Source organism: Cronbergia sp. UHCC 0137 (genome assembly GCF_034932285.1).
In the GTDB taxonomy this organism is placed as follows: Bacteria; Cyanobacteriota; Cyanobacteriia; order Cyanobacteriales; family Nostocaceae; genus Cronbergia.
In genome coordinates this window covers 86,134-110,707 of record NZ_JAYGHC010000008.1, presented here as the reverse complement: position 1 = coordinate 110,707, position 24,574 = coordinate 86,134, and the positions used below count along the sequence as shown (strand labels likewise).

At 38.5% G+C, this 24,574-nt stretch carries 23 protein-coding genes and 1 riboswitch; of the genes, 8 read left to right on the top strand and 15 right to left on the bottom strand.

The genetic code is table 11. The features are described from left to right. Positions 1-46 precede the first annotated feature (46 nt). On the top strand, positions 47-1,915 hold the full coding sequence (locus VB711_RS05945) for an ABC transporter ATP-binding protein (protein ID WP_323284851.1): 1,869 nt from the start codon (positions 47-49) through the stop codon (positions 1,913-1,915). A gap of 101 nt (positions 1,916-2,016) precedes the next feature. Here VB711_RS05945 and VB711_RS05940 read toward each other — a convergent pair whose 3' ends face one another. The 4 genes from VB711_RS05940 to VB711_RS05925 are packed head-to-tail and all read right to left on the bottom strand — an operon-like array spanning position 2,017 to position 6,979. Further along, positions 2,017-2,682 carry an acetoacetate decarboxylase family protein gene (locus VB711_RS05940; RefSeq protein ID WP_323284850.1) on the bottom strand — a complete coding sequence of 222 codons (666 nt, stop codon included), beginning with the start codon at positions 2,680-2,682 and terminating at the stop codon, positions 2,017-2,019. A gap of 8 nt (positions 2,683-2,690) precedes the next feature. Next, positions 2,691-4,280, bottom strand: coding sequence for a response regulator (locus VB711_RS05935; RefSeq protein ID WP_323284849.1), 1,590 nt, complete (start codon positions 4,278-4,280; stop codon positions 2,691-2,693). 2 nt (positions 4,281-4,282) lie between these two features. Continuing rightward, positions 4,283-4,738: a response regulator gene (locus tag VB711_RS05930; RefSeq protein ID WP_323284848.1), complete on the bottom strand. Its 456-nt coding sequence runs from the start codon at positions 4,736-4,738 to the stop codon at positions 4,283-4,285. Positions 4,739-4,747: 9 nt separating this feature from the next. Continuing rightward, positions 4,748-6,979, bottom strand: coding sequence for an ATP-binding protein (locus tag VB711_RS05925; RefSeq protein WP_323284847.1), 2,232 nt, complete (start codon positions 6,977-6,979; stop codon positions 4,748-4,750). Positions 6,980-8,208: 1,229 nt separating this feature from the next. Between VB711_RS05925 and VB711_RS05920 the strand changes: the two genes are divergently transcribed. Next, positions 8,209-9,063 carry a universal stress protein gene (locus tag VB711_RS05920; RefSeq protein ID WP_323284846.1) on the top strand — a complete coding sequence of 285 codons (855 nt, stop codon included), beginning with the start codon at positions 8,209-8,211 and terminating at the stop codon, positions 9,061-9,063. Between the two features lie 106 nt (positions 9,064-9,169). Here the strand turns inward: VB711_RS05920 and psbM are convergent, their stop codons facing one another. From psbM to VB711_RS05905, 3 genes are all read right to left on the bottom strand, one after another. Continuing rightward, complete coding sequence (psbM, locus tag VB711_RS05915; RefSeq protein ID WP_083389570.1) at positions 9,170-9,286, bottom strand: photosystem II reaction center protein PsbM; 117 nt, start codon at positions 9,284-9,286, stop codon at positions 9,170-9,172. Between the two features lie 244 nt (positions 9,287-9,530). After that, positions 9,531-9,827 (bottom strand): 2Fe-2S iron-sulfur cluster-binding protein, encoded by a 297-nt coding sequence (locus VB711_RS05910; protein ID WP_323284845.1) that lies wholly within the window; start codon positions 9,825-9,827, stop codon positions 9,531-9,533. Between the two features lie 158 nt (positions 9,828-9,985). Beyond that, positions 9,986-10,123 (bottom strand): photosystem II reaction center protein K, encoded by a 138-nt coding sequence (locus tag VB711_RS05905; RefSeq protein WP_323284844.1) that lies wholly within the window; start codon positions 10,121-10,123, stop codon positions 9,986-9,988. 310 nt (positions 10,124-10,433) lie between these two features. On the opposite strand from VB711_RS05905, the gene VB711_RS05900 reads away from it, so the two are divergent. Then, a complete protein-coding gene (locus VB711_RS05900) occupies positions 10,434-11,375 on the top strand; it encodes a Uma2 family endonuclease (RefSeq protein ID WP_323284843.1) in 942 nt (313 codons plus the stop codon). Between the two features lie 2 nt (positions 11,376-11,377). Here VB711_RS05900 and VB711_RS05895 read toward each other — a convergent pair whose 3' ends face one another. Continuing rightward, entirely contained in the window at positions 11,378-11,845 is a 468-nt protein-coding gene (locus VB711_RS05895) for a hypothetical protein (protein WP_323284842.1), read from the bottom strand. A gap of 223 nt (positions 11,846-12,068) precedes the next feature. On the opposite strand from VB711_RS05895, the gene VB711_RS05890 reads away from it, so the two are divergent. The 3 genes from VB711_RS05890 to VB711_RS05880 all read left to right on the top strand — a co-directional run bounded on the left by VB711_RS05890 (position 12,069) and on the right by VB711_RS05880 (position 14,515). Continuing rightward, on the top strand, positions 12,069-12,416 hold the full coding sequence (locus VB711_RS05890; RefSeq protein WP_323284841.1) for a hypothetical protein: 348 nt from the start codon (positions 12,069-12,071) through the stop codon (positions 12,414-12,416). A gap of 93 nt (positions 12,417-12,509) precedes the next feature. Beyond that, positions 12,510-14,024, top strand: a complete 1,515-nt coding sequence (locus tag VB711_RS05885; RefSeq protein WP_323284840.1) for an AAA family ATPase — start codon at positions 12,510-12,512, stop codon at positions 14,022-14,024. 140 nt (positions 14,025-14,164) lie between these two features. After that, positions 14,165-14,515, top strand: coding sequence for a DUF1257 domain-containing protein (locus VB711_RS05880; protein WP_323284838.1), 351 nt, complete (start codon positions 14,165-14,167; stop codon positions 14,513-14,515). Between the two features lie 129 nt (positions 14,516-14,644). Here VB711_RS05880 and VB711_RS05875 read toward each other — a convergent pair whose 3' ends face one another. The 4 genes from VB711_RS05875 to petH form a co-directional block, all read right to left on the bottom strand. Beyond that, a complete protein-coding gene (locus tag VB711_RS05875; protein ID WP_323284836.1) occupies positions 14,645-15,076 on the bottom strand; it encodes a DUF29 family protein in 432 nt (143 codons plus the stop codon). Positions 15,077-15,079: 3 nt separating this feature from the next. Beyond that, entirely contained in the window at positions 15,080-15,517 is a 438-nt protein-coding gene (locus VB711_RS05870) for a DUF29 family protein (protein WP_323284835.1), read from the bottom strand. 3 nt (positions 15,518-15,520) lie between these two features. Further along, positions 15,521-15,958 carry a DUF29 family protein gene (locus VB711_RS05865; RefSeq protein ID WP_323284834.1) on the bottom strand — a complete coding sequence of 146 codons (438 nt, stop codon included), beginning with the start codon at positions 15,956-15,958 and terminating at the stop codon, positions 15,521-15,523. Positions 15,959-16,221: 263 nt separating this feature from the next. After that, positions 16,222-17,586 carry a ferredoxin--NADP reductase gene (gene petH, locus VB711_RS05860; protein WP_323284833.1) on the bottom strand — a complete coding sequence of 455 codons (1,365 nt, stop codon included), beginning with the start codon at positions 17,584-17,586 and terminating at the stop codon, positions 16,222-16,224. Between the two features lie 651 nt (positions 17,587-18,237). On the opposite strand from petH, the gene VB711_RS05855 reads away from it, so the two are divergent. Next, on the top strand, positions 18,238-19,239 hold the full coding sequence (locus VB711_RS05855) for a phosphoribulokinase (RefSeq protein WP_323284832.1): 1,002 nt from the start codon (positions 18,238-18,240) through the stop codon (positions 19,237-19,239). Positions 19,240-19,535: 296 nt separating this feature from the next. On the opposite strand, the gene VB711_RS05850 is transcribed toward VB711_RS05855, so the two are convergent. Together VB711_RS05850 and VB711_RS05845 are read right to left on the bottom strand one after the other, a co-directional pair. Further along, positions 19,536-20,738, bottom strand: coding sequence for an AAA family ATPase (locus VB711_RS05850; RefSeq protein ID WP_323284831.1), 1,203 nt, complete (start codon positions 20,736-20,738; stop codon positions 19,536-19,538). 112 nt (positions 20,739-20,850) lie between these two features. Then, positions 20,851-22,455 carry a cation:proton antiporter gene (locus VB711_RS05845; RefSeq protein WP_323284830.1) on the bottom strand — a complete coding sequence of 535 codons (1,605 nt, stop codon included), beginning with the start codon at positions 22,453-22,455 and terminating at the stop codon, positions 20,851-20,853. A gap of 94 nt (positions 22,456-22,549) precedes the next feature. Next, positions 22,550-22,613: riboswitch (Fluoride riboswitch) on the bottom strand. 170 nt (positions 22,614-22,783) lie between these two features. On the opposite strand from VB711_RS05845, the gene VB711_RS05840 reads away from it, so the two are divergent. Continuing rightward, positions 22,784-23,650, top strand: a complete 867-nt coding sequence (locus tag VB711_RS05840; protein ID WP_323284828.1) for a zinc metalloprotease HtpX — start codon at positions 22,784-22,786, stop codon at positions 23,648-23,650. Between the two features lie 262 nt (positions 23,651-23,912). Here the strand turns inward: VB711_RS05840 and VB711_RS05835 are convergent, their stop codons facing one another. After that, complete coding sequence (locus tag VB711_RS05835) at positions 23,913-24,572, bottom strand: DUF2290 domain-containing protein (RefSeq protein ID WP_323284827.1); 660 nt, start codon at positions 24,570-24,572, stop codon at positions 23,913-23,915. Between the last annotated feature and the right edge of the window lie 2 nt (positions 24,573-24,574).

Here is a 24,574-nt window from a genome sequence, read left to right as displayed (position 1 = left end):
CTAAACCTCTCCGCGCCTCTGCGCCTCTGCATGAAAAAAAAGTTTTATGGTCGTCTACCAAACACAAGAAAAACCTGATCAAAAATACCGTCGGCGTGAAAATGACTGGCGGTTATTTTTACGTTTAGTACCCTATGGAAAACGCAATGGGAAACTGTTAGCATTATCCATGTCCTTACTAATTCCCATCGCTATAGCTAATGCTATCCAACCGATGTTGGTGGGACAGGCTATTTCTCTAATTCGTCAAGAACCAAGCACCTACGAATTTCTGAAAAATCGCCCGTTGTGGGAAGGATTAAATATTCTCCAAGTCATGCTACTCGGAGCGATCGCTATTCGTCTCACATTAACTGGTATTCAAGGTTACTTAGTACAAAGACTAGGACAACAAATCACCGCCGCCATTCGGGAAGATTTATTTCACCATGTCACATCCCTAGCAGTGCGATTTTTTGACCGGACAGCAGTAGGTAAACTAATTACCAGACTCACCAGTGATGTAGAAAGTTTAGGAGATGTGTTTTCTACCGGTGCAATTGGGATAATTTCCGATTTATTATCAATGTTGGTAATTGTCGGTTTGATGTTTTCTATTCAGTGGCAGATTGCGTCTTTGCTGCTATTAATGTTAATACCAATAACCTGGTTAATTATCTACTTTCAGCAACAGTACCGCCAAGCTAATTACAAAACACGAGAAGAACTTTCTAGTTTAAATTCCCAATTACAAGAAAATATTGTGGGAATTAATGTAGTGCAGTTGTTTCGCCGAGAGAAATTTAATAGTGAATTATTTCGAGCCAGCAACAACCGCTATGTTAAGGAATTAGATACAACTATTTGGTATGATTCGGCTGTGTCAGCGACTTTGGAATGGGTGAGTTTAATAGCGATCGCTGGAGTATTATGGGTAGGTAGTTTATTATTGTTGAAACAAAATCTGACTTTTGGGATATTATCAGCATTTATTTTATACGCCCAACAATTATTCGATCCTCTGCGAAATTTTGCCGAAAAATTCACAGTCATTCAAGCTGGATTTACCGCCGTTGAACGAGTTAGCGACATACTTGATGAACCAATAGAAATCCGCGATTATCCATCAAATTTCGACTTTCAACCCAGCTATATTCATCAGACAGTAGCCAAATTAGAATCCCAAAACTTCACCCCTACAGCCGAACTGGGAGAAATTCGTTTTGAACACGTCTGGTTTGCTTACAAAGACGATGATTATGTAATTAAAGACTTAGATTTCATCATCAATCCTGGAGAAAAAATAGCCCTAGTTGGACCCACCGGCGCAGGTAAAAGTTCCATTATCCGGCTTTTGTGTCGTCTTTACGAACCCACCCAAGGACGCATTCTGATAGATGGAATAGATATTCGTCAAATTCCCCAAGCAGAACTACGTCGTTATATGACGGTGATTTTGCAAGAAGCTTTTTTGTTTGCGGGAGATGTGAAAAGCAATATTAGTTTAGGTGACGAATACACCTTTGAACAGATTCAACAAGCAGCCAAAAAAACCAACATTGACGAATTTGTTAATCAATTACCCCAAGGTTATGATACTCAATTACGCGAACGAGGGACAAATATTTCTAGTGGTCAAAAACAACTTTTAGCCTTTGCGCGTGCTGCTATTCGTAATCCCCAAGTGTTGGTATTAGATGAAGCCACAGCAAGTTTAGATGTAGGAACAGAAGCTTTAGTTCAAGAAGCATTAAATCAGTTGTTAGTAAAACGTACCGCCATTATTATTGCTCACCGTCTATCTACCATTCGCAATGTAGACCGAATTTTTGTTTTAAAACGGGGTGAATTAATTGAACAGGGAAGCCATCAACAATTACTACAACAGGGTGGATTTTATGCGACTTTACACAACTTACAAATGTTAGGAACTTAAAGATTAGACATCTCCGGTAAAGATTGTAGAGACGTTCCATGGGTAGGGATTCTCGGCTCTACAGGGGTTTTAGGTCACGCATACTTAATTTTCGGAGATGTCTATTGCAAAACCATCGGTGCGTCAACTGATAAATTTAACTGTTCACAACGGACTGTTAGAAAGGGTTGATTTAAACCAATTTCCAAAAAAGGACTTTCGGAGGGTATTTCTAACTGGGAACTAATAAAACCGAGCAAAGAATTAAACTTAGCCGGAAATATCAACAAATTACCCTCCATTTTACTGAAAGCAAACACCTTGAATTTTTGTCTCCAAGCTAAATTTTGCTGTTGATAATTAAGACTACAAAATTGTTGATTTCCTAAACAAACAGTTACCCTTTTATTTGCTTCCCAACTAAACTCAGCCAATTCTTTTGGTAATCCCCAAATTTCTCTACCACCAACCACCGAATCAGGATGATCTACATAAATATGAGAAATCCAACCCCCAACTTTAGCACCATAACGAACCAAAGCCGGAACAACAATTAACTCGCTGTACTCCAGAACCGAACCAGATTGGTATTGAGATAGATAAACACTAGCGAGAGTTTTACCAGGGTAGACAGAAACAATCTTTAAAGGAGAGGGAATTAACCCCGCAACTCCCTCAACATTAACCAAATGAACTGTTTGTATCGCAAAACCTTGTAAATTCCAAGGTGGTAGTAAAAACTTCCTTCCTCTTTCTTCCTTTGCGTTCTTTGCGTCTTTGCGGTTCATTCTAATTATTAAGATTTTAATAACCTAACAATAGAGTCAATTAAAACCTTCAATTCCACAGGCTTAGAAAGATGTTGTTGAAAACCTGCTGCGATCGCCCTTTGTTCATCCTCTGGTCTAGCATAAGCGGTAAGAGCGATCGCTGGAACTTTTCCTCCCTTTTCTGGGGACAAAGAACGTACTCGTTTGAGAAAGGTATAACCATCTTCAATCGACATACCTATATCGCTAATCAACAGATCAGGTTGAAACTCTCCCATAGCTGCAAATCCTTCTGCTGCTGAAATAGCAGTCATCACCGTAGCCCCAGTATCCTGCATTAAACAAGTAAATAACTCACAGCCATCAAGCTCATCATCAACATACAAAATTTTTACCCCTGCCAAATTTACTTGATCAACAAACTCTTTTTTCGGCTGTAACTTGAGATTATTCCCTTGCAGAGGTAGCATCACACTAAAAGTTGCACCTTGTCCCAATCCAGGACTAAAAACCGACACAACACCCCCGTGCATTTCCACTAAACGGCGCACAATTGATAATCCTAACCCCAATCCCCCATCCGTCCGGCTAGTAGAAGCATCCGCTTGACGGAAATCATCAAAAACATGGGGAAGAAACTCCGCACTAATGCCTTTACCTGTATCACTAACCGTTATTTTGGCGCGGTGATCATTCCACTTTTCTAAAGATATTTTAACACGTCCTCCATCAGCAGTAAACTTAATAGCATTAGAGAGCAAATTCCAAATCACCTGCTGTAATCGCTCCGAATCTCCCTGAACTTCTCCTACATTGGCTAACTCTGTTTCTACTGTAATAGACTTAGCAACAGAGGCCGTTTCTACTGTTTCTAAAGCCGCATTAATCACCGAGACTAAATTAACAGGAATAACTCGCAAAGCCAACTTACCACGTAGGAGTCGAGCCACATCTAATAAATCATCAATAATTCTAGTTTGCAATTTGACATTACGCTCAATAACTTCCAATCCTTGCTTAATTTGAGCTTCATTAAATTGACGAGTTTGTAAAAGTTGTGTCCAGCCTAAAATCGGATTGAGAGGAGAACGTAACTCATGGGAGAGAACAGCGAGAAATTCATCTTTGATGCGGTTAGATGACTCTGCTTCTAACCGTGCGGCTCGTTCCCTCTTCAATAAATCTAACCTTTCAACTTCAGCTTCCTGCAATTGGAGGCGTAGTTTAGCCTTTTCTAAGGCAGAATTTACAACCCACTGGAGATTTTCTAAAGTTAGTTGTCCCTTAATTAGATAGTCTTCCACTCCCGCTTTCATTGCTTGCACAGCAATAGATTCATTTCCCTGTCCAGTTAACATAATTATAGGCAATTTAATCAGACTTGATTGCTCTCTCAAACGGGTGAGAAATTCCAATCCATCAAGGTCTGGTAGCAGGTAATCAAGTAAAACCCCATCAAGTTTAACTTCCTGACACAGTTTCAGCCCTGCCTCACCTGAACTTGCTTCTAAAACAGTATATTTATACTCAGAATCTTGAAGCAAACACCAGCGATAAACTTCCCGATCTTCAAGACAATCATCCACAATCAAAATCGTTCTTTCCTGCTGAGACATAATTATCTCTTGAATGAATTAGGCAAGGCACTAACTTTAAACCAGTAATCAAAAAAAACTTGAATAGTTTTAATTAATTGTTCAATATCAATTGGTTTAATCATATATCCATTTACTCCGTCTTGATAACACATTTCAATATCTTTGGGGTTAGAAGAAGTAGTAAACACAACAACGGGAATATTTTTTAAAATAGTGTCTTGCTTTAGATGCCTCAACACATCCCGTCCATCAGTTCCTGGTAAATTTAGGTCGAGTAGAATCACTTTTGGTAATTTTTCTTTGAAGTTGTTACCCTCATTTGTACAAGCATGGAGATAATTTAAAGCTTCATCACCATTAGTATAACGACAAACATAAATGTTAATACTTAATTTACCCATTACCCATTTTAACGTTTCAAAATCTTCATCACTGTCCTCAATTAGTAGTAAATATTGATCCCTTCTTTCAGTCATCTGTTACTTTTAACCTGGCAACGTAAAATAAAATGTGCTGCCTTCACCATATATAGATTCTACCCAAATTTTCCCTCCATGACGCTCAATAATTTTCTTAACAATCGTTAAGCCAGCACCCGTTCCTCCCCCGTATCGAGATTGTTCATTCAGACGCTTGAAGATCCGAAAAATGATCTCCTGGTGTTGCTCACGAATACCAATACCGTTATCTTTGACATAAAAAACTAGCGTATCCTGTGTTGGAGAATCTAGAAAACCGATTTCCACCAATTTATGAATGTTATCATTGTATTTAATAGCATTGGTAATTAAATTAGTGAATAGCTCGTTTATTTGTGAGCGATCGCAATTAATAATCGGTAAAGGTCGAGGAATACGAAAATCAACCTCTGTATCTTTCAAATTTATTTTTAACATCTCAATTACATTCTGCACTCTCTCATTCATATCTGTCCGGTTTATCAACAACTCTACACGTCCCAATCGAGAAAAATGCAGCAGAGAATTAATTAAGTCTTCCATGCGCTGAGTTAGACGTACCAGAGTTTGTAATTTAGAAACCCCTGCTTCATCTATTACATTGTTATACTCTTTAAGCAAAATACTCGAATAGTTATGAATGCCTCTCAGTGGTTCTTTCAAGTCATGGGAAGCAATGTAAGCAAAAGCATCTAATTCTGTATTACTATGTTCCAACTCAATATTTATTTTCGCTAATTCATCCGCCTGACGTAACACAATCCCTACTATCGCACTCCTGAGTTCAGCAACGGCATTTATTTCGCAATGCTTCCAGGGTAAAGACTTACCTCGAACAGCTTCTTGCCATAATTCAAAAGATTTTCGCGGAGATAGACGCAACCTTCCATTTGCTTGTACTTCTATCGGCTTATTAGGATTACCCCCCCAATTGACAACTTGAATTACTTCTGGACGAAACCACAGAATATAATTCCTATTAACTTTAGAAATTACTAAAGCAAATAATCCACTAGCAACGGCTTTGAATTTTTCTGCTGCTGGATAAATGTTAGATAATTCATTAGTATAAAAAATATTATTTTCTAATTTCGTTTCTATCCACAGTAGCAACTCTTGTATATCTTCTTCTGAAGGAGTGTTACCTATCAGATTTAATTCCTCTCCTAAAAATATCACCGCTCCTTTAGCATTGACAAGATCTAGTAAATCATTTTCCGATTCAACCAAATTATTGAGCCAAAAGTTTTTCGATTTAGACATTGATTCAATAAATCTAGATTGAATTGATCTTAATTTCATTTGGTAATCTAAATCTTCATTTTCTTCCTTACTCGCCAATTCCAAAGATATAATCTTACCTAAAAATTCACAAACAGTTCGCACTCCATAATTTAAATATTTTGGTGAACAATGATGGCAAGCAATTAATCCCCATAATTTTTGATCTCGGATTAACGAGATTGACATAGAAGCCTCTATTCCCATATTTTTGAGATATTCAATATGTATTGGAGATACACTTCTGAGAACAGAAAAGCTTAAATCTACCTGTTTATTAGTTAATGGATTCACCACTGGAGTTATTTCTACAGGTTGATAATTAACATCGGGAATTAACCGCAAATTGTTGAGTGTATAAAGCTGTCTAGCTTGCTGGGGAATATCTGAAGCAGGATAATGTAGATTTAAGTAAGGAGTCAATGTTTCTAACTTTTCTTCGGCAATGACTTTTCCTGATCCTTCTAGATCAAATTGATAAATCATCACGCGATCAAAACCCGTTATTCGCCGTATTTCTTTGACTGCTGCTGCACACATTTCAATTACAGTGCTTGCCTTTTGCAATTTAGTGATTGAACCATTAACTAAATGATAAAAATCGAAAAAACTAGGACTTTTCTTAGAATGACTAGACTCCAATTCAAAAATCAATAAGCCCCCATAACGATGAAGAATACCATCAAAAGCTTCTAATTTTCTTTTATTTTTAATTACTATCTTTAAAGGATTAATTTTTTTAAAATCTTCTAATGAACAATCTTTGATGGCTTTTATTTGCTTGGAATTGAGTAAGGTTGTTAATGGTTTATTAACTAAATTTTCAGGATGACAGTTAATTAAGTTAAAGGTATTATTACTAACTTGTAAAATGGTTAAATCTGGTTCTTGTAAAACAAATAAAATTCCATGAGGCTGAATTGAACCAGGTATATGAATAGGTTCGCGATCGCAATTAGTAAAATCAGTAATTTCCATCTTATTATTACTACAACATAAAGTTATATAATTTCTCCTATTACTACGTTAATTAACCTATTTTGTAGTCTGTAGGGTGCGTCAAAAAGAATAATCTAGGCTAAAGTCACTAATTTTAAAATTCTGACTCACGTTAACTACTCTAACAGTCGGTTGAGTAACCATAGCATCTACCTTAAAGTAGATATTTAGATAAAATTGTTAATATCTTGGTATCTAAGATGATATTTAAAAAGTGATTAAAAAGATGCCTACGACTTCCGTAAAGGATACGCTACTACACAAGCAAAGTCTATCTGCGTGGACTAATAAAAAATCAAGGGTTTGAAACCCAGGGAGGCCGTCACTGAGATTGAAGCTTATTTTAAAACAGATCAATACCGTTCAATTATAATTAAAAACATAGCAGAAAAATAAATCTTGTCAACCCCCTAGCTGAAACGACCAAAATTCGTTGAGTTATTGATAAAATTCTCAATAATCTTGAGAATAACCTCAGTTTTATTGAGAAAGTCTTTTTTAACTACCTCGACAAAATTAATTATTCACTCAATACTGTTCGGTTAAGATACACCACAAACCCACAAAAGTCAGTAAATATGGATTTTATCTCTTGTAGGGTGCGTCAGACCCGATAATTTAATACACAACAGATTTTCTCTATCTGACGCACCGCACTAATATGGGATAACAAAAGCCTGAAACTAAGTAGGTGGGTGCAAATAAACATAACTATGTGAATAAAAATTAACGAGGCTAAAACCCCCTTCCCTCCTGGCTCCTGGCTCCTGGCTCCTGGCTCCTGGCTCCTGGCTCCTGGCTCCTGCCTCCTGCCTATATCATCTGCATTTTGTACAGTGCGTAAATCCTATGAAATAGCAATTTTAAACTTTTCTTTGCAATACTTAATTTAAATCTAATTAAAAAAGATTAACATAGATTAAAAAAGATATCTAATATCATTTTTAATCACCTTTTTCAGGCAAAATTAAGAGTATGCTTAATCTATAGACAACCTAGTTGCAACTTTAAGTAATTAGGCGTAAATAAACTTAACATTTTATTAGTCTTTTACTCTTAATCATCGAAATTGAGTAGTAAATACTAATAGTCAGGATTTATTTATAGCTATTTACTGATTAGGTTGATCAGCAAAAATCGAATCACCCCATCCTGAAGCTTAATGCTAGTAGGGAAACCTAAGAAACCTTAACAACCATTAACGTAAAATGATAGAAAAAATTTTGCTGGCTGTCTCTGGATTGGGACACGCAGAAGAAATGCTCAAGATGCTCAAAGAGATGCCATCAATCCAAAATGCAAAAGTTACAGTTCTGCACGTTGTAGCCGGACAAAGTACCACTGCTGCAATGACAGCTAAATGGGAAGAAGGTGGTAAGATATTAGCTAATGCCATTCAGTCTTTAAACTTAGACCCTACTCAGGTTTCCTCTATTTTACGCGAAGGGGATGCCAAAGATGTGGTTTGTCAAGTGGCTGAAGAAATGGACGCTGATTTAATTATTATGGGTTCACGGGGACTCAAGCGTTTACAGTCCATTTTAGCCAACTCCGTCAGCCAGTATGTTTTTCAATTGTCTTCTCGACCGATGTTATTGGTCAAAGATGACATTTATGTAAAAAGAATCAAGCGTGTGATGGTGGCAATGGATAACTCCCCAACTGCGCTAAATTGCTTTAAATTAGGTCTTTTTCTAGTCCAAGGTGTTTCCGGTGGCCAATTGGTTCTAGCTAATATCAATACTGATGTAGCTGGTAAGTCTTCGGGAGTTACGGAAATTAAACCAGACAAAAATTCTCCTTTAGGTTCAGCAGTCGCAGAAGCAGAAAGACAAGGTGTACAAACCCGTTGTGTAACCAGCACTGGTAATCCTGGTCAAGAAATCTGCCGACTAGCTGAGGAATTGAATATAGATTTGTTATTGCTTGGTTCTCCAGATCGTCGTCCATCTATTGCTAAGAGTTTCGTAGATTTAGACAGACTCATTGGTGCCTCTCTGTCTGACTATGTTCGCGTTAATGCCGTTTGTCCGGTGTTGTTAGCAAGAACTGTTGCTGAGTAAATAGGGAAAAGGGGAAAGGTTGATTTATCCTCAGTCCCCATTTCCTGTGATCAATCAGAACCCCTACATGATTTGTGCGGGGGTTTTTTATTTTATTGGTAAGGTATTAACTATCTTTTCCACCTTCACGGCTGGCAGTTTGGATGTAAAGAATTATTAAAAACACGGCGGGGACTAATACGAACAAAATGCTCGCTACGAACCCCAGTTCATTAACTTGCATGGCAAGATAGCCTCTCTTTGATTTCCAGTTAACAATTTTAGAATAGCACCATCTTTGACAGAGTTAGTCTAAATTGTCTGCTATTGCAAATTACGAATTATCACACGAGTTACAAAAATTCCCAATTAAGGCTGTACTGCGGAACTCACACTACAAATATTAATTTACGTTCCTAACTGAAAACCCTTGTAGAGACGTTCCATGGAACGTCTCTACTCCTTAACTGAAAAGTATTGGGATAACTCTAAGGTTTGGTGATGACACTAACTGCCCCGTTAACTAAGGTTTGACAAGCTAGACGGTAGTTATCTGGTTTGTTTTTGAATTTTCGAGTTTCTACTTCGGTACGCGGTGAGAGGTTTTCTAGTCCTTCGGCTATTTCAACAATGCAGGTAGTACATTGACCTGCACCACCGCAGTTGGTCATTTTCCCCAAAAATTTATAAATATCAATGCCGTTTTCTATAGCTTTGAGTCGGAGATTTGCACCATTGGCTGCCACTACTTCTTTATTCTCTTTGACAAATTTGATGTTACCCATAACTGATTCCTTGGTATTTGTGTGGCTTTTGGCTTGATCTTACTTAATTATCTGATTTTATTACAAAATATTAATAAATATCTATTTAAGCTAAGATAAGGTAAAGAAAAAATAGGACAGGTGTATAATACCTGCCCAAAAACTAGGGATGGATTGATTTACCTGAAGCCTACAGCAGCTTGCCAAACAAATGCAAGCAATAAGAAGAAAACAGGAATTACTGGGAGTACATTTACCAATGGGTCGAAGATTTGGTAAGCTTCAGGCAATTTTGCTAAAAATAGTGCTGCTTCCATGTTTATTTAAATCCAATTTATCTGACAAAGCTTTCATTATTATTATCCATCAAAGTTGACATTTACTTTAATTTCTTCATTGATGGTTTTTTAGAAATAAGGTGCGTCAGAATCTTAATGACCCATCCTACAGACTACTTTAATTTTTTCGGTAGTGGTAGGGCGATCGCTCAAATTGACTATACTGTGCTATATTTGATACCATGCCAACAGCGTAAGAGAAGTAATCTACCGTAGTCTTTACTAAGAAAACACCCACCGTATAAAATATGTTAAAGTAGGAAAAATAAATTAAGGTGATGAAGTTGCTATGGTATTAACAAAACCAATCATTACACCACCAACTACATCTGAAAATGCTCAAATCCTACTCCCAGATCACACACAACTGCCAGATTCAGATGGAACATTTGTGAAAAATTTTCAAGAACTACCCCAAAGTATAATTCTCACAACTTCTATAGAACCAATTTTACAAAAACTCCATCCCGATGGAAATTATTGTATCGGACAAGATAGCGGGATTTATTGGCGAATCACAGAACCACCAACAAAAGGAGCAGAAGCACCAGATTGGTTTTATGTTCCCCATGTCACCCCATTATTAGCAGGAGAATATCGTCGTTCTTATGTGATGTGGAAAGAAATTGTCGCTCCATTAATTGCCATAGAATTTGTTTCTGGGGATGGGTCAGAAGAAAGAGATACAACATCATTAAATGATATTGATGAAAAAACAGGGGAAACAAAGAAAGCTGGCAAGTTTTGGGTTTATGAACAGGCAATCCGCATTCCTTTTTATGCAATTTATGAAGTCAAGAAAGCATCAGTAGAGGTTTATCATCTTGTAGATGGTAAGTATGAACAAGTGCCGGCAAATGAACGAGGGCATTATCCAATTCCACCAATGGGGGTAGAGTTAGGTATCCAACAAGATACAGAAATACCTTGGTTGCGGTGGTGGAATGCAGACGGTGAGATGTTATTATCTGGCAATGAGCGGGCTGATCAAGAACAACAACGGGCTGATCAAGAACAACAACGGGCTGATCAAGAACAACAACGGGCTAATCAAGAACAACAACGGGCTGATCAAGAACAACAACGGGCTAATCAAGAACAGCAACGGGCTGATCAAGAACGTGCGGCAAAAGAACAAGCTGAGGCTTTAGCTCTTCAAGAACGTCAACAAAAGGAAAAACTATCCGCATACCTGAAAACCTTGGGTATTAATCCTGATGAAATCCCATAGATTTAAATCCTATACTCACGAGCAATGTAGTAAAACAATCGGTAGTAGGTTTCAAATTTTTGGCTATTGCTTTGTCCTTGCCAGTAATATTCCACTTGATTTCGAGTGATTGTTAATCTTACAGAACTTACCTGTTGATCCACCTTAACAACAAGTATACCAGAAACTCCTTGCGCTGTTTGAAAGTTGTGGTTAGTCTTTTTTGCCATTTCTTCCTCTAAATTACCTGATTTTGGCAACTCCTTACCAGCCCAAGACCGAATTTCTACAGTTTTATCTTGTGGTGAAACTAAAACAATTCCATCACTATTGTCTGGATTTGCTAAGGCATCCCAATTACCAGGATAAGGAAATTCAAAACCATAACGGGAATTTCTGTAAGTCTTCCATGTCTGATTAGATGACTCAAACCCATTACCACTACAACCCCACAAAATCATAGCTGTGCTTACAGAGGCAATCGTACACATTACCCGCCCCAGGCTATAGCTTTTCACCACTATTTACAATTTACACTCTTTACTGAGCTATTCTTTCACAAATTAACCCCATTGCTACAGGGATTATCTCCCCCTTTTTTTGATTTGTAAACAAATGTAACGAAATAGCCGTTAAAACGTCTAACCATCTTGACAAGCAATGAAAGAACCGATAACTTGAATACATACCCGGGTAAGACCGTTAAATAGTTATATGCAAACTAAGCAAAAGGTTACTTTGTATCTATCGCCAGAACTGCACAGAAAATTGAAGATTCGTTCAGCCGTCGATTCTGAACCAATGTCAGAACTTGCAGAACAGGCACTGAATTTCTATCTAACAAATTCAGAGTTAGTAGAAGAAATAGAAGCGTCTTCCTACGGGCGAACACACAAACTTTATTCATGTCCAACCTGCGAAACTTCACTGGTCTTACGAGATGGGGAATTAGTTTCCTTGGGTAATCAACCAGGAGTCATAGGAAGCGAACATCTATCCATTGATCAAAGAGAACAAAATGAAACCCATCCCAAGGGTGAGGAAGAATTGGTTCCCTGCTAGTTAGTAATTATAAGTAGATAACTTGTAATTTCTTAGATTTTGCCAACAGCGATGATTGTACTGTCTCTAAAAGGTCTCAAGTAGGTTGATTGTATGAAAGAAGAGCTCAATATTCTAATTCAAGCTCAATACCCTTTAATCTACCTTGTGACCTCCGAGGAAGAGCGGGCAGAGCAAGCTATTTTTAAAGTCGCTACTACTGAGTTAAAGCCCCAACGAAAATTATATGTTTGGACAGTAACTCACGGTATCGTCGAGTATGGTCAGCCCAGAACTGCGAACCAACACAATACCGTTTCACCAGAAGCGGCCATTGATTGGATAATTCGCCAGAAAGAACCCGGTATATTTATTCTTAAAGACTTACATCCATTTATTGATGCGCCGGCAACAACCAGATCGTTACGGGACGCGATCGCTAGTTTCAAAGGAATGCAAAAGAACATCATTTTGATGTCACCGATGCAGCAAGTTCCCATAGAACTAGAAAAAGAGGTTGTTGTCCTAGACTTCCAATTGCCAGATATGGTAGAGTTAAATAAAGTTTTAACCCACCATCAAGAGCAAAACCGTGGACGACGGCTCACAACCGAAGCCAGAGAAAAACTACTCAGAGCAGCTTTAGGTCTAACTAAAGATGAATCGGAGAAAGTATACCGTAAGGCGCAAGTAACTACGGGGCGGTTAACGGAAGATGAAGTAGATATAGTCTTATCCGAGAAAAAGCAACTAATTCGGCGCAATGGCATCTTAGAGTACATCGAAGAAGATGAAACCATAGATGCGATCGGCGGCTTAGAAGAGTTGAAAAAGTGGCTCAAACAACGCTCAAACGCCTTTACAGAAAGAGCTAGAGAGTACGGTTTACCGCAACCAAAAGGGATGTTAATTCTCGGTGTACCCGGTTGTGGAAAGTCACTGATTGCCAAAACTACCTCCCGATTATGGGGTTTACCAATCTTGCGATTAGATATGGGGCGAGTATACGACGGCTCAATGGTGGGTCGGAGTGAAGCAAATCTGCGGAACGCCCTAAAAACAGCAGAATCCATTTCCCCCACGATTCTGTTTATCGACGAGTTGGATAAATCCTTTGCGGGTAGTGCCGGTTCTGGCGATTCCGACGGGGGAACATCAAGCAGAATTTTCGGATCTTTCCTGACATGGATGCAAGAGAAAAAATCTCCAGTGTTCGTGATGGCGACAGCTAACCGCGTTGAGCGCCTACCTGGGGAGTTTTTAAGGAAAGGTCGATTTGACGAAATATTCTTTGTGGATTTGCCAACACCAGAAGAAAGGCAAGATATCTTTAATATCCACCTCAGCAAACGCCGGGAAGACATTGGTAGATTTGATCTAGAACAACTAGCCAAGATGTCCGACGGCTTTTCTGGAGCAGAAATTGAACAAGCGATCGTGGCAGCGATGTATGAAGCCTTTGCCCAAGATCGGGAGTTCACCCAATTAGATATTATAGCTGCACTCAAGGCGACAATGCCGTTGTCAAGAACGATGCAAGAACAGGTCACAGCTTTAAGAGACTGGGCCAGACAACGCGCTAGACCTGCCGCAGCCTCCGTTGCCGAATATCATCGGCTGGAGTTTTAAAAGCTTTCCTCTGTTAAGCAGGGGGAAAGGTTAGCTACAAAGCTAACAGTTACGAAAAAAAGCCGTTCCCATTTAACGCGGCTTCCCACCAAACAAACCGTTGTCATTCTTCATAAAACTTCTCACTGGAGGAAACCCAAATGTCTCACTTTAGCACACTGCGTACCAAGATCACCGATGCCGAAATCCTCAAGGCTTCTTTGCGCGACCTGGGTATCACTGTAAAGACTGAAGCTGATGTCCGTGGTTACAATGGTCAGCGTCTTCGTTCCGACATCGTTGCCGTATTGGAAGGCGAATACGATTTAGGTTGGTCTCGCAACAGTGACGGTTCTTTTGACCTAATTGCTGACCTCTGGGGCGTTGCTAAGAAGCACAATCAGACCGAGTTGATCAACTCCATCAACCAAAAATATGCTGTTAACAAGACCTTGACTGAAGTAAAACAGCGCGGTCTGCAAAACGCTAACGTTAAGTTGGTATTGCAATAACAATTTCTCTGTGCGTTCCCAAAGCTCGACGGGTTAACTAGCTAGTAAGCGGTTAGCCCGCTTTTTTTATGGGTAAGTGGACATTAGGGTTAAAGTTGTTAAATTTGAAAATACTGGTATTTTATTAGCTCATTCAACATTACCCAAAATTAAACTCATAGCCTGATCTATAATTGCAGTGCGATCGACCATTGATCCCAATTTTTCTGCATCATATTGACCTTCAAAAGCTTCTAGTGCAGCCGCATCCAGTGCGGATTTATAGGCATCTGCTAATGTTTCTAATAACTCCGCCGATGAGAGATAATTACCACTTGCTTTGCGCCGTTTATTTGAGCGTTTAATTTGTCGCACAACATTCCTAATTGTTGTATCCCAAGATTTCGTTGATCGTTTTTCAGCGTGCTGTTTAATCAAATGCACCAATAAAATAACACTAAAACTAAAAATCTTGTTCAGCTTGTCATCTTTGCTCATTTCCGTCATTTCCTCCACCAAAAGCAAAGCTGATTGAATATTACCACCAAGCAATAATTGTTTCAGTTCTAATAATTCTTCCATTATTCATCCCTCCTGATTATTACCCAAAATTAAACTCATAGCCTGATCTATAATTGCCGTGCGATCGACCATATTTCCTATTTGTTCCATTGTATAACAACCACCAAAAGCCTCAGCCGATGCACTTGATAAAGCCACTTGATAGGCATCACTAATTGCCTCATGTAATTCTTCCATTAGCAAATAATTACCTCCTGCTTTACGCCGACGATTTGTTTTTTGAATTTCATACACAGCATTTTCAATGGAAACATCCCATGATCTGGTTGTTTTTTTTTCTGCTTGACGTTTGATTAAATGCAATAAGAGAATTTTGGCAAAACTAGAGATTTTATTCAGTTTATCATCCTTGCTCATTTCCGTCATTTCCTCCACCAAAAGCAAAGCTGATTGAATATTGCCACCAAGTAATAATTGTTTCAGTTCTAATAATTCTTCCATTATTCATCCCTCCTGAGTATTATCCAAAATTAAACCCATTGCCTGATCTATAATTGCCTTGCGATCAACCATTGTTCCTAAATTTTCCGATTCGTATTTTCCTTCAAAGGCCTCTTTGGCAGCAGCATCTAAAGCGATACCATAAGCATCTTCTAAGGTTTCTCGCAATTCCGATGGTTGACAATAGTATCCTTGAGCTTTACGTCGTTGATTAGTGCGCTGAATTTCTTTGATAGCATTCTTGATGGAAAGATTCCATGATCTGGTTGTGCGATTTTCTGCTTTTTGTTTGATCAGATGTAACAGCAAGATTTTAGCAAAACTAAAAATTTTATTTAGCTTATCATCCTTGCTCATTTCCGTCATTTCCTCTACTAGCAGCAAAGCTTCATGGATATTGCCATTTAACAAAAATTCCTTCAGTTGAAATAACTCTTCCATCACTCATGTCTCCTGAGTTAAATTTTACTTTTTGGCAGATATCTTCTAATATAATCGCCCATAAAAAACTGTGTAGGCGGCCTTCCCCAGAGAAAACCGCCTACAAAAGTATTGAATTTTGAATTTTCGTAGGCACAATTGTAGAAATTCATCAGCCCTGGAAGCATGATTGCCCATCATCGCCAAGCTGATATTTTCTGCTTTTTGACTCTTGACACCTTCACCGCTCTTAGTGCAAGCTTTTGACTTCCACCTAGACTTAATTAGTATGTTTCAACGTGCCAACGGCCTGCTTTTTTCAGATCCTTCTGATAAGCACTCCAAGTTACACCTTCCTTAGCAGCAGCACCACTCAAAGCCGCATCAATGCCATCTTCCATTCCACGCAAACCGCAAATATAAGTGTGGGTTTTTTCATCTTTAATCAATGACCACAATTCATCAGCGTTTTCTGCCACTCGGTCTTGGATGTACATTCTGCCACCTTGGGCATTTTGTTGTTCCCGGCTAATAGCATAGGTGAGACGGAAATTATCTGGATACTTTTGTGTCATTTCTTCCAGTTCTTGCTTGTAAAGAATGTTGGGAGTGGTTGGTACACCAAACAACAACCAAGCAAATCCTTTAAACTGATAATCTGGATTAGCTGCTCTTTCATTATCCTTAAACATCCGCCATAGGTAAGCCCGCATTGGTGCAATACCTGTACCTGTTGCTAACATGATTACATTAGCTGTAGGATCTTCAGGTAATAACATTTCCTTACCCACAGGCCCAGTGATTTTGACTTCATCACCAGCATGGAGTTGAGTCAAATAAGTTGAGCAAACACCGTAGACTGTTTCACCGCTTTCTGGGTGCTTATACTCCAACTGACGGACGCAAAGAGAGATGGTTTTATCATCTACATCATCACCGTGACGAGTTGAAGCAATTGAATACAGTCTGAGTTTTTCAGGTTTACCGTTTTTATCCAAACCTGGGGGAATAATGCCGATACTTTGGCCTTCTATATACTTCAAGTCTCCACCAGAAAGATCAAATTTCAGGTGTTGAACAATACCAATTCCGCCTTCTTGTACTAAAGATTCATTAGAGATACACTTACCCATGAACGGCGCGTTAGGACGGTAAGTATTCACAGGAACATCAGCGTGCTTGGCTTTGGCTTGAGACATGGTGTTGCCCTTTTTATCCTTCTTTTTAAGCTGTTCGTCAGCCGGTGGTTTAGCAAAGCCTTGGGCTTCACTATTCGTTTTTACAGGTGTGGCTTTACCATTTCCCTCACTGTCAGCACTCACCTGAGTAGGTACAACTACTTCGCTAACTTCCATTGTGGATGCTTCGCGATCGCTGTTAGCATTCTTCCCTTCAACCTTACCATTTACTGGTTGTAAAGTCGAAACAGGTTGAATACTGACAATTTTGCCGCCTAGACGAGTGATCCGTCGCATTTCTTGATTCATGCGGTTGTAAGGCACTCTGATGAATACACTGCCACTTTTACGAATTGGATAGTCCGTTAGGTCAGTTTCTTCGCTCTGACGCAGACCCACCACTTCGTAAACGAAGATACGGCTACCTAATTCTATGTTGGCAGCACCCTCAACAGCACCTTGATTGTTCATTCGCTCTACCACTCCGATATTTACTTAACCGTTCAAAAATTAATTCCCATCCCATGTCAGCTTTAGTTTACCGGATTTTCGTTGCATAAAACTGACCGTTTGGGGAAAACGGCATTATGATCTATCATACCTTGCTAGGTACACTCGCCAAGGAAGTATAGGTATTGCGAAAAGAACACACCTGTTCACCTTCTAACTTAGAGGATAAGTCTTTGGCAGAATGTTAATAGTGAATCAATTTAATCTTTTTTTTAAATACTGTATACACAGAAGGAGTCAGGAGGCAGGGGGGACGCAGGGGACGCAGGGGAGGAATAATTAATTTATTACCCATTACCCATTACCCATTACCCATTACCTGTCCCCTCTTATTGAGTACACCAAAAGATTATTATAAACAGCAAATCTTGTTACAAAATACCTCTTTCTGTTAAAATCAATTGTACCACTAAGATTAAATACTTACCAGCACAGGATTTTCAGCTAGTCTCAGGAGTAACAAGTATCACTTGTTATTTCAAAAATCTAATATGCTGTTTTCTGCTGGATAGAAAGAATGCGGGAAAAACCAAAGAAGGAAACTCCTAGCTTCAAGAATCTGCCGTGTGAAAAATTTATTGATGAGTCATCTTGAGTATTTAGAGGAAAACTATGACTAAGCCGGAACGCGTGGTATTAATTGGAGTAGCAGGAGACTCTGGATGTGGTAAATCTACATTTTTGCGTCGGTTAATTGATTTATTTGGCGAAGACCTAATGACAGTGATCTGTTTGGATGACTATCATTGCCTAGATCGCAAACAAAGAAAAGAAACGGGAATCACTGCGCTTGACCCCAGAGCAAATAATTTTGACTTGATGTATGAGCAAATTAAGGCACTCAAAGAAGGTCAAGCAATTGATAAGCCGATTTATAACCACGAAACCGGCATGATCGATCCAGCAGAACGGATTGAACCGAATCACATTGTAGTGGTTGAAGGATTACATCCGTTATATGATGAACGAGTGCGATCGCTAATTGATTTCAGCGTTTACTTTGACATCAGCGATGAAGTTAAAATTGCCTGGAAAATTCAACGCGACATGGCCGAAAGAGGTCATCGCTACGAAGACGTTTTAGCACAAATAAATTCTCGTAAACCTGATTTTGAAAAGTTTATAGAACCTCAAAGAGAATTTGCGGATGTAGTTCTCCAAGTATTACCCACAAACTTGATAAAAAACGATACAGAACGCAAAGTTTTACGAGTGCGGATGCTGCAACGGGAAGGTAAAGAAGGCTTTGAGCCAACCTACCTGTTTGATCAAGGGTCAACAATTCAATGGACTCCCTGCGGACGTAAACTCACCTGTTCTTACCCTGGAATGCAATTGTACTACGGTTCTGATGTTTACTACGGACGTTACGTTTCCGTATTAGAAGTAGATGGTCAATTTGACAATCTCGAAGAGGTAATTTACATCGAAACCCATTTGAGCAATACATCTACCACATACCAAGGTGAAATGACTCATTTATTACTTCAACACCGTGAATATCCAGGTTCTAACAATGGAACTGGTTTATTCCAAGTGCTGACAGGTTTAAAAATGCGTGCTGCTTATGAGAAACTAACAGCCAAGGAAGCAAAACTAGCAGTTCAAGTTTAAAATCATAGTTTTGCGGCGTTGCTGATTCATCTATGAAAATGATTTTGTGTAATGTCAAAACCCTTGTAGAGACTTTTCATGGAACGTCTCTAAATTCATACCTAAATTATGCAACGCCAGTTTTGTTCACAAAAAAGGGGGATTAAAGTAAGCTCCCCCCTTTTTACAAAATATTGTCTCTTTACCCTATTCCGTGTTTCCTAATTGCAATCTTATGAGCATCAGAATAGGCTTTTTCCATACTTTCTACTAAGATACTGACAACAGAAAACAGGGAAGGTAAATCAAACATTCCGCTAAACAAATCGCTGTGTAAACTCACAAATTAAATCTACCCGTCCCTTACGCAACATAGCCGGATCTAATCTTTCTGTAGTATTGCACGTCATCAACACAACTAAACGCTGTTTAATCTGCATTCCCGATTCATCAATTACACTCTGGTACAAAGTGCCATCTAATAAACCCAAAATATGTTCTGTTTTATTATTATATTGTGCTACTTCTGACGCTCGATCTTGGGCTAAGTTATCAGCTTCGTTGATAATAATGCAAATTCGTTCTAAATAATTAGGAGGAACAAAGTTAGTAATCGCATCATGATCTAGAATAAAAATTACATAACCCAAAGGAACAAGTATTTCCTTAGCTACTGCTTGCGTCCATGCGGTTTTACCTGTACCTGGTTCTCCATGTACCACCACTGCTAATTGATGTTGATTAAGAATGACTTGCTGAACTGTATCAGTAAAGTCTTGAATATTTGGGGGAAATGTCCGCAGCGAAAACTGACTATGAACCTTACCGACACGACTCTGATATCCACTCAACATTACGGCTAAATCATAAGTGGCTTTATTAATTAAGGGGTTAAGATTTTGTGCCATTAAAGTGTATTGTCGCCGACTGCGTTCGTAGGCATCAATTTGTAACCAAATGTCATGTTTAGCCCAGTAAGCATAAACAGTATTGATCACATCTAATCGTTCCCAGCTAATAAATTTCTCTACTGGAAAATAGAAATCTCTTTCTAAGTAATATTGAGTAATAATGTCAGGGGTTTCTAATATTTTTAAAACTCGCAAGACGGTCATTTCTTGCAACAGGTTTAAAACATAATCAATGGGAATGCTGTTGCGACTGACAAGTTGGACAATAGGAATTTCTGTACTCAAAATTTCTTTGTAGCGATTATCTGGTGTGTTTAGATCGGGCGTAATGTAATTCCAGAATTTCTGTAATTCACCACGAGTATAATCTGATGCTAAATTTAAAACATTTGCCCACCAAGCATAATCTTTTCTGGCTAAGGCATCAGCATAATAACTCGCTAAATTAATACTTTTTTGAGTTAGTTCCTGAGTATCATTTAATAGAATTTGCTGAAAATAGTTCCAATCAAAGTCTCGATTAAATGGTCGCCAACCAGTAGTGAGTAAGTTTTGACGGTTATTATTGTTGGAAGTGTTTTCGTTGTATCTAAAATAATCAAAACCCATTATTTTATTTTATGCTGTGATTGAAAGTATCCAGTACAATATAGCAATTCTCAATCATAATCAAGTGTATGGGAATCTGGTTTGGCCAGTAACAACGAGTTAGGGTAGTTGATTAAGTATTGTTTTGACGATTTTCTAGCAAAATTACGGGAATAGAACTAGCTTCCAAAACTGCTTGTGAAACTGAACCAATTAATACTTTGTCCCAAGGTTGATGTCCGCGTTTTCCCATAACGATCGCACTCACGTCATATTCCTGTGCAATGCGGATGATCTCTTCTGGAATCACCCCTGTTGTGGTCAAAAATTCATATCTAATATCTGATAATAACTGTTTGGCTTGTTCTCGAAGTTTGGCTTCACCATGGTTTTCGTTAGTATTAACTACGTGCATAACAATTACTTCTCCATTATTTCTTCTAGCTAAATCTGCCACTTTTGTCAACACCTCTGTAGCTAAATTAGAGGTATCTACAGCAGCTAGGAGTAATGTATTAGTAATAACCGTCACCTTTGTGGGGTCAACTTCTCCTCTTTCTAATAATTTAGGGGCAAAAGTGACCGTAGCCCACGCGCCTAAAGGTGCGGTGATTAAAATTGAGAGGGCAGCGATCGCTAATATTATATCTCCTCCCGGTATCCCTTGCGCCAAGGGAATCCCCCCAATAGCCGCTTGTACTGTGGCTTTAGCGGAGTTTCCTGGTAATAAAAACAGTTTTTCGCGCCAATTCCAATTGCTACCCAAAGTGGCAAGATACCAGCCCACTGTTCGACCCATAAATAAACCAATAGCTAGAATTAAGATCCCCGGTAATAGAACTTTTTCTAATACTTGAAGTTGAATATTTGCCCCCAATAACACAAACAAAAAAATCTCAGCTACCACCCATAAACTATCAAATCCCCCCCGCAATCTTCTAGCTAAGGGAGCATCTAATTCTATCAAGAAAAATCCCATAGCCATTGTTGCCAAATAACCAGAAAAATATGGTAGAATCTGGGCAGAAATTACCAAAAATAAGGCTACACTTGCCGATATAATTGTATCTTGAACTGCATTTTGAGTCCAATTTTGTTCAGTTAATAGTGAAACCAATAATTTAGCAGTTAAATAGCCAAATAATATTCCCAGACTTATTTGCAAGATAATTTGTAATGGTAATAATTGCAGTGCGGTAAATGCAAAACCTCCTGTTTTTAAGAAACTCAATAATAAACTAAAAACTAATAATAGGAGAACATCAGATAAAGCACTACCAGTTAAAATTGCATCAGGAATGCCTTTGTTCACACCCCAGCCTAAACTTTTGAGTCTCAGCATAGCGGGGACAATTACTGCTGGAGATTCTGCACCAATTACACAACCTAAAAGTAGTCCGGTAGGGAAGTTTAAATGAAAGATTACCATAGCAGAAAGAGCGATCGCGATCGCTTCCGTAGTTGCTGGTAAAAATCCTAACCTTAATGCCACAGTCCCCTGTTGAGCTAGTTTTTCTCTATCTAAGCCCAGTCCGGCCTTCATCAAAATAATCATCACCGCCACAGTTCTCAATTCATCGGCAGCATTTAACACATCTGCACTAATGATATTCCCCATTTGCGAGCCAAATACAATCCCCACTAAAATCATCCCAATTAACGGGGGTGCGCCTAAACGACGAGCAATTTGACCAGCGAAAAAGCCCATCAGTAACATCCAAATTATACTGAATAACATTCCTAACTCCTGGAAGTGCAATTTGTCGATAGATACTTTCTACAGGGGAGTTAGGTGATACTTTTACCAAAGCCCTACTCTCCCGCAGTCAGTCGGAAAAGTAGGAACTATCAGCCTATCAAAAGGCGGTTTTGGCGAGTCCCATCGCCATTAATAGCTAAACTATATCATTTTTCCCAATTACCAGCAGGAAAACCGTACTTCTTCAACAGGTTTTCAGCACTGTAACTCAAAGTCGAACTCGATACAATCAAAGCATTGCTAAATTAACGCCATTGTCTACCAAATGTTACAAAAATTAATATATTGTTAGTAGGAGATGGAAATTATGGGTAATCAACTGAAAACTACTGCATTACTCGCTGCACTCAGTGGCTTATTGATTGCAATTAGTTACTGGGTAATTGGTGGAACTGGTGGTTTAATGATAGGGATTGGGTTAGCGGCAGTCACTAACTTATTTTCTTGGTATCAGTCAGATAAAATTGCCTTAGCAGTTTATCAAGCCCAACCAGTTAGCGAAACCCAAGCACCGGGACTTTATCGCATGGTGCAAAGATTATCTGCCCGTGCTAATATTCCCATGCCAGGAGTTTATATTGTTCCAGGTCAAGCTGCCAACGCTTTCGCCACGGGAAGAGATCCAGAACACGCTGCGGTTGCGGTAACTGAGGGTATTTTAAACATTCTACCAGAAGACGAACTAGAAGGCGTAATTGCCCACGAACTTACCCACATTATTAATCGTGATACCTTAACACAAGCTGTTGCAGCCACAGTTGCCGGTGCGATTTCTTTTCTCGCCCAAATGTTGAGTTATAGTCTCTGGTTTGGTGGTGGTTCACGGGATAATGAAAGAGGTGGAAATCCTTTGGGAGTATTATTAACTGTTATCCTTGCACCCATAGCGGCGACAATTATTCAACTAGCAATTTCTCGGACTAGAGAATTTTCTGCTGACGCTGGCGCTGCTAAATTAACACGAAATCCCCGCGCTTTAGCTAAGGCATTGCAAAGATTAGAAGCCACAGCCAAGCAAATGCCTTTAAATGCTAATCCAGCGTTTGAACCATTGTTAATTATTCATCCAATTTCTGGCCAATTTTTAGGTAACTTATTCTCTACTCACCCTGCAACTGACGCACGTGTGTCTGCATTGCTAAAATTAGAGCAAGAATTAGCAACCAATTATTAACTTAAACTATTCAAATTCCCGTTTGAGTAAAGATTGGCAAGTGAAAACTAAAATTTATTCCATAGTCGGCATTCCTGAATATAGTCCTATGTAAGTTTTGCTGAATTACAAGATTGAATAGGGAATAGAGATTATGGAATAAGTTTTTTACATGAAATTTTGCCCCAAATCACTTATCTTATGCAAATAGCTGAATAAATGTGATATTTCTCCTATCAATCTTTCTAAAGCTTCTGAATCTCAATCTAATAATGACTAATTATCAATAAATAGCTACGTGTAATATTTTCTTTTCTTTAGAAGTGATAGTTTCCTCAAAAAGGTTGCTAGAAAAAACAAGATCATCTGTGAACTTTTTAAACGCAGTATTGTAGAAACTACGAAGAATAAAGGAGATAAAATTACTCGGTGAAATTGGAGAACAGACAGGTATTCTACAGTTTTCAAATTGTCCTAGAGTTAAATGGCATTTTGGGTGATCTAATTCCTTATGGTTTCCTGGATCATAATCAAATCTAATTGGTACTGGTAATATATTTTTTGCTATTATATCTCCATATATTTCCTCTGTTTCATAAATTTCAGGATTATTTTGAAAATCTTCTAAAAATGGTGATGGTAAAAAAGCAAGTCTATGTGAAATCAATTCAGAATTTTTATAAGTGTACAAAAGTTGTATTAATGCACCATCAATCATTTTGAAATTGTAGTTTTTACCCTTATCTAATTCCTGATATATTTGCTTATACTCAATATTCTTTAATGCTATTGAAAGATCCTGCATACCGGAATATGCAATTTCGTAACTATCTTTACCAACAGTTGTAAAAGAAGGAAAATTTTGTTGATCACACAAACTCTTTTCTATTAATTTTTGAGTAATTATCTGAATTTCTTTAAAAATTATTTGATGACTGGCCATTT

Excerpts from the sequence above, each read along its gene's own strand:
- VB711_RS05945 (WP_323284851.1), top strand. The coding sequence starts at position 47 with ATGGTCGTCTACCAAACACAAGAAAAACCTGATCAAAAATACCGTCGG.
- VB711_RS05940 (WP_323284850.1), bottom strand. The coding sequence starts at position 2,682 with ATGAACCGCAAAGACGCAAAGAACGCAAAGGAAGAAAGAGGAAGGAAG.
- VB711_RS05935 (WP_323284849.1), bottom strand. The coding sequence starts at position 4,280 with ATGTCTCAGCAGGAAAGAACGATTTTGATTGTGGATGATTGTCTTGAA.
- VB711_RS05930 (WP_323284848.1), bottom strand. The coding sequence starts at position 4,738 with ATGACTGAAAGAAGGGATCAATATTTACTACTAATTGAGGACAGTGAT.
- VB711_RS05925 (WP_323284847.1), bottom strand. The coding sequence starts at position 6,979 with ATGGAAATTACTGATTTTACTAATTGCGATCGCGAACCTATTCATATA.
- VB711_RS05920 (WP_323284846.1), top strand. The coding sequence starts at position 8,209 with ATGATAGAAAAAATTTTGCTGGCTGTCTCTGGATTGGGACACGCAGAA.
- psbM (WP_083389570.1), bottom strand. The coding sequence starts at position 9,286 with ATGCAAGTTAATGAACTGGGGTTCGTAGCGAGCATTTTGTTCGTATTA.
- VB711_RS05910 (WP_323284845.1), bottom strand. The coding sequence starts at position 9,827 with ATGGGTAACATCAAATTTGTCAAAGAGAATAAAGAAGTAGTGGCAGCC.
- VB711_RS05905 (WP_323284844.1), bottom strand. The coding sequence starts at position 10,123 with ATGGAAGCAGCACTATTTTTAGCAAAATTGCCTGAAGCTTACCAAATC.
- VB711_RS05900 (WP_323284843.1), top strand. The coding sequence starts at position 10,434 with ATGGTATTAACAAAACCAATCATTACACCACCAACTACATCTGAAAAT.
- VB711_RS05895 (WP_323284842.1), bottom strand. The coding sequence starts at position 11,845 with ATGTGTACGATTGCCTCTGTAAGCACAGCTATGATTTTGTGGGGTTGT.
- VB711_RS05890 (WP_323284841.1), top strand. The coding sequence starts at position 12,069 with ATGCAAACTAAGCAAAAGGTTACTTTGTATCTATCGCCAGAACTGCAC.
- VB711_RS05885 (WP_323284840.1), top strand. The coding sequence starts at position 12,510 with ATGAAAGAAGAGCTCAATATTCTAATTCAAGCTCAATACCCTTTAATC.
- VB711_RS05880 (WP_323284838.1), top strand. The coding sequence starts at position 14,165 with ATGTCTCACTTTAGCACACTGCGTACCAAGATCACCGATGCCGAAATC.
- VB711_RS05875 (WP_323284836.1), bottom strand. The coding sequence starts at position 15,076 with ATGGAAGAATTATTAGAACTGAAACAATTATTGCTTGGTGGTAATATT.
- VB711_RS05870 (WP_323284835.1), bottom strand. The coding sequence starts at position 15,517 with ATGGAAGAATTATTAGAACTGAAACAATTATTACTTGGTGGCAATATT.
- VB711_RS05865 (WP_323284834.1), bottom strand. The coding sequence starts at position 15,958 with ATGGAAGAGTTATTTCAACTGAAGGAATTTTTGTTAAATGGCAATATC.
- petH (WP_323284833.1), bottom strand. The coding sequence starts at position 17,586 with ATGAACAATCAAGGTGCTGTTGAGGGTGCTGCCAACATAGAATTAGGT.
- VB711_RS05855 (WP_323284832.1), top strand. The coding sequence starts at position 18,238 with ATGACTAAGCCGGAACGCGTGGTATTAATTGGAGTAGCAGGAGACTCT.
- VB711_RS05850 (WP_323284831.1), bottom strand. The coding sequence starts at position 20,738 with ATGGGTTTTGATTATTTTAGATACAACGAAAACACTTCCAACAATAAT.
- VB711_RS05845 (WP_323284830.1), bottom strand. The coding sequence starts at position 22,455 with ATGTTATTCAGTATAATTTGGATGTTACTGATGGGCTTTTTCGCTGGT.
- VB711_RS05840 (WP_323284828.1), top strand. The coding sequence starts at position 22,784 with ATGGGTAATCAACTGAAAACTACTGCATTACTCGCTGCACTCAGTGGC.
- VB711_RS05835 (WP_323284827.1), bottom strand. The coding sequence starts at position 24,572 with ATGGCCAGTCATCAAATAATTTTTAAAGAAATTCAGATAATTACTCAA.